This is a genomic window from Nocardia sp. 852002-20019_SCH5090214, from assembly GCF_001665865.1.
Taxonomy (GTDB): domain Bacteria; phylum Actinomycetota; class Actinomycetes; order Mycobacteriales; family Mycobacteriaceae; genus Nocardia; species Nocardia nova.
Genome location: NZ_LZMK01000435.1, coordinates 1 through 665 on the forward strand (window position 1 = coordinate 1; position 665 = coordinate 665).

The following is a 665-nucleotide window of genomic DNA, read 5'->3' on the forward strand; positions in this document are numbered from 1 at the left end:
CTCGACGGCCCTGCCCGACGCTGGGCGGCGCTGGCTGGCGGCCTCGACGATCGCCTCCCCCACGACCCGTATTGGCCCGTGCTCGCCGAACGCCTGGACGCCGCACACCACGGTGGCCTAGACGTCGACCAGGCACTCCACGCCGCGATGGACCGGCCGCTGCCGGATGAGCAGCCCGCGGCCGCGCTGCGGTGGCGGCTCACCGAGCAACTCGACGCCCACCACGACATCGGTCGCGCCGATCAGCCCGAGGCGGACGCACCTGCTCCTGATCCGGACGATAACGATCCGCCTGGCGCTGATCTCGCTGCCTGACAACCACTCGGCCTACGGAGTATTCGCCCGTAGCCCAGTGGCAAGCCCTCCCCGCTGAGGGGAGGGCGCGGCAGCCCTTCGAGACCGCACATCCGCAGCTTCGTGTTCCTACAGGCCGAGGTCGTAACCGGGGTCGGCGCCGGGGAATTCGGTGCCAGGCAGATCGAGGTCGCCCAGATCCGGGGCGGCAGTGAGGTCGCTGGTCCAGTCGAGCAGGCCGGCGGCGGCGAGGAGGTCGTCGGTCTCACCGCCGCTCGAATGCTTAGGTGCCGGCTCGGGCTGATCGGCGCGACCGATGTCGTGGTGGGCGTCGAGTTGCTCGGTGAGCCGCCACCGCAGCGCGGCGTTGG

2 protein-coding genes are annotated in these 665 nt (G+C 71.4%); one reads left to right on the plus strand and one right to left on the minus strand.

Annotated elements, in window-relative coordinates:
- On the plus strand, positions 1–315 hold a 315-nt coding region (locus A5780_RS41600; protein WP_197521959.1), incomplete at its 5' end, for a hypothetical protein.
- 108 nt (positions 316–423) lie between these two features.
- On the opposite strand, the gene A5780_RS41605 is transcribed toward A5780_RS41600, so the two are convergent.
- On the minus strand, positions 424–665 hold a 242-nt coding region (locus A5780_RS41605; RefSeq protein WP_197521960.1), incomplete at its 5' end, for a hypothetical protein.